Here is a 7,909-nt window from a genome sequence, read left to right on the forward strand (position 1 = left end):
GTCCAACGTCGTTACGTTTGACGTCAAGATTGAGGTGCTTTCAGAGGACAAGGAGAATCTGAAGCCGGAGATGACCGCTAACGTAGTGATCATTGCGGCCGAGAGCGAAAACGCGCTTTTGGTCCCCTCTGATGCGGTATATAGGAGAAACGGGAAGACGTTCGTCTTGGTGCCAAGCGATGGCCAGGAGCCTGAGAGACGGGGGGTCGAGGTCGGAATAGACGATGGCGTCCGGACTGAGATTCTCAGCGGTCTGAAAGAGGGCGAAGAGGTCTTGCAGTTAAAGGGGCAGATGCAGAGCAAGTGGGCCCGCCAGCAGGCCGAGCAGTCGCATCGTCCCCCAACGCCTTCGATGATACCGATGGGAGGCCGGAGGCGATGATCATTGAAGTTGAATCGATGACCAAAACGTATTCGCTTGGCGGCAGCACGATAAGAGTTCTGGACAACGTGAGCTTTGGGGTCGAGCCAGGCGAGAAGGTGGCGATCATGGGCCCTTCGGGAAGCGGCAAATCGACGCTGATGCACCTCCTAGGCTGCCTCGATCGACCCGATTCAGGGCGATATGTGCTCGACGGCGAGAACGTCTCGCGGCTCTCAAAAAACGCTCTGGCGCAGGTCCGTAATCGCAAGATCGGGTTCGTATTTCAGACCTTCAACCTTCTGCCACGGATCACTGCCTTGGAGAACGTTGAGCTGCCGCTGCTTTATGCTGGACATCGGGAGGCCAGAGGGCGCGCTGAGGAGGCTTTGAAAATCGTTGGCCTTTCGGACCGGATGGACCACGAGCCGAATCAGCTGTCCGGGGGAGAGCGCCAGCGAGTCGCGGTGGCCCGTGCGGTTGTGACCGATCCGGCTATCATTCTGGCGGACGAGCCAACAGGCAATCTGGATACAAAGACGGGCGAGGAGATCATGACGCTTTTCAGAGAGCTGAACGATCAGGGGCGAACGATCATCGTCGTGACGCACGATGCCGAGGTGGCCGCTCACTGTTCACGGCAGATTCACATTCGGGATGGACAGATCAGAGATTCGGAGCCTGTGCGGACAGGAGGGGAATAGACATGCTTTTCTGGACTATTGTTAAGGTAGCGACAAAAAGCCTGTTGTCCAACAAGCTTCGCTCCATTCTTGCCATGCTCGGGATCATTATCGGCGTGGCTGCGGTCATATCGATGCTTGCGCTTGGGGCAGGCGCCCAAAAGCGCGTAATGGACCGCATCTCGTCGATGGGGGCCAATCTGTTGATCGTGAGGCCGGGGCAGGGGGGCCATCGGGGCGTGAGGACCGCCGCGGGCCAGAACCTTACGCTGAATGACGCACTGGCAGTGCTGGAGGAGGTGCCGACCGTCGAGATTATTGCCCCTGTCGTCCAGGGCAGTGCTCAGCTCAAATACTACAATAACAACTCACGCTTAAGCGTCACCGGCACGTCCATCACGTATTTTCCCATCCGTAATTTCGAGGTCGAGCGGGGCCGGCCTTTCACGGAGTCGGAGGTTGAGCGCTCGGCGCGCGTGGTCGTTCTTGGCCCGACGACAGTGGAGAACCTTTTTGAGAACAGCGATCCCCTTGAGGAGACGGTCAAGATCGACGGCATAAACTTCAAGGTTGTAGGTGTCCTGAAGGCCAAGGGCGATCAGGGCTGGTTCAACCCGGACGACCAGGCCATCATTCCTTACACAACGGCGATGAAGCAGCTTCTTGGCGTTAATTATCTCAGGGAGATCGATCTTCAAGCCGTAGAGGGGGCAGACCACACGCAGGTCGAGACCCAAGCCAGCGGGGTCCTGAGGCGCCGCCATCGCATCCAATCTGAGGCGGACGACGACTTTCACATCCGCAACCTCGCAGAGATGGCTGAGGCCGCTTCCGACGTCACGCAGACTTTCACTATCCTCCTGGGTGCAGTGGCGGGCATCTCTCTTCTGGTGGGAGGTATTGGCATCATGAACATCATGCTTGTGACAGTTACCGAGCGAACTCGGGAGATCGGCGTTAGGAAGGCCATTGGCGCCAAGGACAGAGACATCCTCACCCAGTTCTTGCTCGAGGCGATCGTGATGAGCGGCCTTGGCGGCCTGCTCGGCGTGCTCGTAGGAGTCGGCGGCGCAAAGGCCATTGCGAATCTGTCGGAGTTCGGAACCGTGATCACAGCGTCCAGCGTTGTTCTTGCCCTGTCATTCTCAGCGGCGGTTGGTATCTTCTTCGGCTTCTATCCCGCTCGTCGCGCCGCGCTGCTCGATCCCATCGAGGCGCTGCGCTACGAGTGATGGGGGCGCAGGCTGACAGCTTCGGCTCAAGTCTCGTTTGCCTCGTCGGCCGACCGCTCGAACTCGCCTCTAACTCTACGCATGTAACCTCGGGGATGTTCTCTGCACAGTAGCCGGAGAAAGCTCATTTCTCGGCGGAATGAACAGCAGTATCCTGACGGGGTTAACCCAAGAGGCAATCTCAGCTGTCTAAGTTCTGGGTAGTGGGTCGCTTTGATGAGAATCCCAACACCTTTGGGCATCTTGATGGGAAGCTAATAGATGCCGCTCCAAAGGGTTATGTTCAGCCCTTTCAGGGCTGAGGTGCTATTCTCTGTCCGCTCCTGATCCGTAGGTTTCACCTACGGCTACTCACGTTAATCCCCTTGCCGGGATTCGCAGCCGGTGTCCCCCCTGAAACAGAAGCGGCGCCCTGAACCACTCCAAAACAGAATGGGGAAACTCCTCGGACTTATGGTTTGACATTTCGCAGTCTGTCGGCTACCTTATGGCCGCTCGTTTCGCTTCTGTTGCTCAAGTTTGTGGAGAGTGCGCATTGCCAAGTAAGTCCAGCCGGCTGAATCTGCTGCCGCCTTACCTGTTTGCTCGGCTTGACGCGAAGAAGGCTGAGGCGGTGGCGGCGGGCGTCGATATCATCGACATGGGCATCGGGGACCCCGATCTGCCGAGCCCGAACGAGGCGGTCGAGGCACTATGCGAGGCGGCGCGGCGGAGCAAGTATCATCGCTATCCGCCATATTCTGGGACGAGTGAGTTTCGCGAGGCGTGTGCAGATTGGCTGCGCAGAAGGCACGGTGTCAGCATCGATCCTGACACAGAGGCTCTGGCGCTGATCGGCTCCAAAGAGGGTCTGGCGCACCTTTGCCTCGCGGTGGTGAATCCGGGCGACGTGGTCTTGTATCCCGACCCGGGGTATCCTGTTTACCGCGCCTCGGCAGTTCTTGCCGGCGGCGAGCCGTTCGCGATGCCTCTACTTGGCGAGCGAGGTTATGTTCCCGACCTTTCAGCTATTCCTCAGCGGATCGCCGAGAGCGCAAGCCTGATGTTTTTGAACTACCCGAATAACCCTACCGGCGCCACCGCGACGCCGGCCTTTTTGAACGAGGTCGTTGGTTTTGCGAGAGCCAACGACATAGCAGTGTGCCACGATGCGGCGTATATCGACATGGTGCTGGAGGGGCAGTCACAACCGTGCTTGCTGGCCACTAGCGAGGACAAGACCAACATCATAGAGTTCTTTTCTTTCTCCAAGACGTTCAACATGACCGGCTGGCGGATAGCGCTTGCGGCCGGCGACAGGAAGCTGATAGCCGCGCTCGGGGAGGTCAAGAGTAATCTCGATTCGGGTGTGTTTGTGCCGATTCAGGCAGCCGCAATCGAGGCCATCAGGCATTGCGAGCAGTTCCCAGCGGCGACTTGCGCTGTCTATCGCCAACGGCGGGAGATACTTATTCCTGCGCTTGGGAAGGCCGGGCTCGAAGCTCAACGGTCTCGCGCGACCTTCTACGTTTGGGCCAAGGTCCCGGGCGGCTTGGGTTCGGGTGGGTTTGCTGAGCAGCTCCTGTCAGAATGTGCGATACTTGTGGCGCCGGGCATCGCTTTTGGTTCGCACGGCGAGGGCTTTGTCCGGTTCTCACTCACGCTTCCTACCGAGCGCGTTCGTGAGGCGGCAAGGCGGCTTTCTGAAACAAGTTTATAGGGAGGGCACAATGGGACCCAAGACCATAATGATAATTGGAGCTGGCATTCTTCAGCTGCCTGCTATCCAGATCGCCAAGCAGATGGGCCTAATCACAATGGTGGCGGACATGAACCCTCGCGCGATTGGGATGAAATACGCCGACATCCCGGTTATCGTCAGCACACGCGACATCGATGGAACTGTCCGGGCCGCTCGCAGCTACGCCACACACCGCAAGATCGAGGGCGTCATCACTGTTGGGACGGACGCCTCAAGAACGGTGGCTGCTGTTGCAAACGCGCTTAACCTTCCCGGCAACAAATTCGAGGACGCCGAGGCGTCAACAAACAAGATCAAGATGAGGCGCCGGTTTCAGGAGTTCAACGTCCCGTCGCCCAACTTCAGAGGCGTTTGGACGTTGCAGGAGGCGTTCCAGGCCGCAGCGGAGCTTGGTTCTTGGCCGCTTGTTATGAAGCCGTCCGACAACATGGGCGCGAGGGGCGTCATGCGCGTCGATTCCAGGGAGAACGTCCCCGAGGCGTTCCATCGGGCAAAAGAGGCCTCGCCCTCAGGTGAGTTGATTATCGAGGAGTTCATGGATGGCCCGGAGCTCTCTATCGACGCTCTGATCTGGGACGGCAGCATCGTATTCGTCGGGATCGCCGACAGAGTGATAGGCTTTGCGCCGTTTTTCGTCGAGATTGGGCACACTATGCCGAGTGCTCTGCCTGAAGAGATGATAGACGACGCGTGTGAGGTGATGGCGCGTGGGATAAGGGCGCTTGGGCTGACGATAGGCGCCGCTAAGGGGGACATAAAGGTAACGTCAAAAGGCGCGATGATCGGCGAGCTTGCTTCGAGGTTGTCCGGCGGGTTCATGTCGAGCCACACATTCCCACTCTCCACAGGCATCAGCAGCATCAAGGCGGCGCTTGAGATAGCGCTGGGGATGCCGCCCACTGAGACAAAACCCAAGTTCAAGAAAGCTGCTGTCGAGCGAGCTGTGTTCTGCGAGCCGGGCCAAGTCAGAGGGATTACAGGGATCGACGCTGCCCAGAAAGCAGAGGGCGTGGCCGACGTGGTTGCCCATATCCGGCCCGGAGATTACGTCCACCAGCCCGCGTGCAACCTCGACAAACCAATGAACGTGATCACCGTCGCAGAAACCCGAGAGGAGGCCGTGCGGCTCAATGACCAGGCCCGCGAGATGATCACCATCGAGATCGGAAAGCCGGTCAAGCTCACGCACAGAATCCTCCGCGACAACGCCAGAAATCTCTTCGGTCTGGTCTGTAGAGTGTGCGATGTCTGTGATGGTGGGGACTGCCCCGCCGGGGTCCCCGGCATGGGTGCCGTCGGCACCGGCGCCTCGTTCAGGGCGAACATCGAGGCGCTTGAGCAGTATAAAATCAACGTCCGGTCGATACACGATGTCAAGAAGGCCGACACGTCTTGCGAGCTGTTTGGAGCAAGCCTGTCATGTCCCGTCCTCGCGGCTCCGATTACAGGCATGAACCTGAATATGGGAGGCGCACTGCCCGAGGATGAGTATGCCAGGATCGTTGTCAGTGGGTGCAAGAAGGCCGGCTCGTTAGGCACTGTTGGGGATGGTGCTCTGCCCAAAATGTACCACGCGGGGCTGTCCGCCATCGCTGAATGTGGCGGCTGCGGCGTGCCGATATTCAAGCCACGCTCTGACTTCGAGGCCATCAAGGAGCGCCTCGAGGCCTCAGCGCGCGTCGGATGTCTGGCGGTCGGGATGGATGTGGACGCCGCGGCCTTCCTGACGATGGACCTGATGCAGCAACCTGTCGAAACTAAATCGTTGGGACAGCTGCGACAGATCATCGAGCTGACGCAGCTGCCGTTCGTCATAAAGGGTGTCATGACGGTCTGGGACGCTGTGGCCGCTGTTGAGGTGGGCGCTGCTGCAATCGTTGTATCGAATCACGGTGGCCGTGTTCTCGACAACATGCCCGGGGCTTTGCACATCCTACCCGACATCGTTTCCGTGGTCAAGGGCAAGATCAAGGTGCTAGTTGATGGGGGTATAAGGTCTGGCGCAGATGTGCTCAAGTGCCTCGCACTGGGTGCAGATGCGGTGCTAATTGGGAGGCCCATCGCGATTGCGGCCTTCGGGGCAGGGATAGAGGGCGTTGAGTTTTACATCAATAGCATCAGAAAAGAACTGCGAGACTCGATGATTTTGACCGGCTGCCGCACGCTCGAGGACATCACGCCCGATGTGGTCTGCAAGGTCTGACTCCGGGAGCGCCCAGCCACGATGGCGCGCCAGACAGAGGCGTTACCGATATCGGCGACCACTATCTGCCGTCGCCCTGATCTTGCTTGCCTTCTGCCTAGAAGTTGTTACGGGGAACAGCTCTTTCTTGCCCACTTGGCCGAGGCGGCAAGCGGTTCTGGTTTGAAATCAAGCAGGGCGTGGTCGATATGCCCTTGCGTGAAGGTCTCGGTTTGAGATAATCCCCTCTCGGCATCAGACTTGATGCTCTTGACTGATAGGACGGCTAGACTCAAGGCGGGGAGGACAACGATGACCATAGCGAGATTGAAGGCGGCGTGTGTTGGCATACTGTTTCTGATGACCGGCCTTTGTGTCGCATCGGGAGCAGTAGGACCCGTTGTGCAGAAGGGGATAGTGGAGCTTTCTGGGCATGGGCAAGCGAGCCGCATCAGGGTTCAGAGGGGGTCTGCGGCGGTTACGTCCTCGAGGAAGACGGAGCAAAATCGTAGCCGAAGCGTTGGTCTCAGGGATGCTCTTGGCGTTTGGCAGCGGCCGGTGCTTACGTCCCAGAGCGGCACGTTCTCGCTGGTTAAAAACCCGCTCGACTTGTCAGAGACCTGTGTGGAGGCGATTGAGTCCGCACCTGTTTGGCTCAGGCAAGACCTTCAGGACGCGTTTAGTAGGCTGGGCGATGACGCGGATGTTTATGCCGAGCTACTGCATGCGTGTCCCGACAGCAGGTTCATCGACGAGATTGCGTTTGCGATCGCACACGTTGCGCCTCGTGAGCTACACCGCTTGGTGGGTGCTGGCGACGAGGACCTGCTGGTCATCAATGCGGAACGTTCCTACTCCAACGCTGAACACCTGAACTACGTCCGGCTTGTCGAGCACGACGAGGGTGATGGGGATTTTTATACCACGGTCGCCTACTACGTGGAGGACGGGGGGCAGCGAACCGAGAAGGAGCTGCCAATGGATTATTACTACTGGTCCATCGTCCATCCCAAGATCAACACCGAGTATCTGAAGATGGATGATCTGCCGAGCGAGCAGCAGGCGACATACGGGTATTTCTGGCGGGAGTTTCTGTTCGATGACCCGTCTGACAGCAATTCCTATGAAGAACACTACTTCCAGAAAGAGCCCAGCAGAATACCGGACGATGACCTAATTGCCCTTGCCACTTACGCCACGGGTCACTTGACGAGCAGGTCTCGGGACCTGCTGCCGATCATCTATGACGAAAACGACGGTGGGGTCCTGCTCTCCGAGGTGCGCTACGAATGTTCGGAGATCATCGTTACATCGATTCGGCTCGAGCAGGCTTACGACGATGGCGCCTCGAGCCTGTTGGAGAACGTTATCCTGTATGGTGATTCGGCTGAACTCATGCCTGCTGGCAGCAAGGTCATGATCATAAAAGACCGAGGCTCCACGGCGATCGAGGACATCCTTGCCGAGCATGGATACAGCAATCGAGTTGTGAACTCGAGCAGGATCGGCGACCTCTCATTGGCCAGCTACTTCAAGATAATAGTCCCATCCGATCAGCCCAAGGAGCTTTACGAGGTGCTCGCTGCGAACAAGAAGTGGATTACCGACTGGTTCGAGAGCGTTGTCCCTCGTGGGAGGGTGTTTGAGTTTCACGGGGCTTGCCAGCCTGAGGACTCGTGGACGTCGCTGTCAATGCTGGGAGGGCTGGGA

The 7,909-nt window shown here is 58.3% G+C and carries 6 protein-coding genes; all 6 read left to right on the forward strand.

From position 1 onward, the window contains the following. A partial coding sequence (locus tag VM163_03305; protein ID HUT02897.1) for a hypothetical protein occupies positions 1–382 on the forward strand: 382 nt, incomplete at its 5' end. Beyond that, entirely contained in the window at positions 379–1,065 is a 687-nt protein-coding gene (locus tag VM163_03310) for an ABC transporter ATP-binding protein (protein HUT02898.1), read from the forward strand. The genes VM163_03305 and VM163_03310, both read left to right, overlap by 4 nt. 2 nt (positions 1,066–1,067) lie before the next feature. Continuing rightward, positions 1,068–2,276, forward strand: coding sequence for an ABC transporter permease (locus VM163_03315; GenBank protein HUT02899.1), 1,209 nt, complete (start codon positions 1,068–1,070; stop codon positions 2,274–2,276). A gap of 535 nt (positions 2,277–2,811) precedes the next feature. Further along, positions 2,812–3,975: an LL-diaminopimelate aminotransferase gene (locus VM163_03320; protein HUT02900.1), complete on the forward strand. Its 1,164-nt coding sequence runs from the start codon at positions 2,812–2,814 to the stop codon at positions 3,973–3,975. Positions 3,976–3,985: 10 nt separating this feature from the next. Beyond that, positions 3,986–6,220 carry an alpha-hydroxy-acid oxidizing protein gene (locus tag VM163_03325; GenBank protein HUT02901.1) on the forward strand — a complete coding sequence of 745 codons (2,235 nt, stop codon included), beginning with the start codon at positions 3,986–3,988 and terminating at the stop codon, positions 6,218–6,220. A gap of 291 nt (positions 6,221–6,511) precedes the next feature. Then, positions 6,512–7,909: hypothetical protein (locus VM163_03330; GenBank protein HUT02902.1), on the forward strand; the 1,398-nt coding region annotated here is incomplete at its 3' end.

The organism is bacterium (assembly GCA_035527515.1).
Taxonomy (GTDB): Bacteria; B130-G9; B130-G9; order B130-G9; family B130-G9; genus B130-G9.

What these genes read in the sequence shown, in the direction of transcription:
- VM163_03310 (HUT02898.1), top strand. Translation starts at nt 379, where the DNA reads ATGATCATTGAAGTTGAATCGATGACCAAAACGTATTCGCTTGGCGGC.
- VM163_03325 (HUT02901.1), top strand. Translation starts at nt 3,986, where the DNA reads ATGGGACCCAAGACCATAATGATAATTGGAGCTGGCATTCTTCAGCTG.
- VM163_03315 (HUT02899.1), top strand. Translation starts at nt 1,068, where the DNA reads ATGCTTTTCTGGACTATTGTTAAGGTAGCGACAAAAAGCCTGTTGTCC.